Raw genomic sequence first — 213 nt, forward strand, 5'->3', positions numbered from 1 at the left:
CTTCTCCCGAAAATCGACGTTTTAAGCATCTGAAGCAGCAACTCCGCTGCACCGTACGCATCTCCGATTCCAGCTCTTTGACCGCCGAATTTTTCTCACCGGTTTTAACAGGGAAAGCACAAAAAAACTGAGATTGGCGCTTGCGGTATCCAGAGTCGCTGGCTATAAGGCGCCCACACAGCGAGTGCGCCCTTCGTCTATCGGTTAGGACAC

Origin of the sequence: Ensifer sp. Root954 (assembly GCF_001429005.1) — a bacterium.
Classification (GTDB): domain Bacteria; phylum Pseudomonadota; class Alphaproteobacteria; order Rhizobiales; family Rhizobiaceae; genus Ensifer; species Ensifer adhaerens.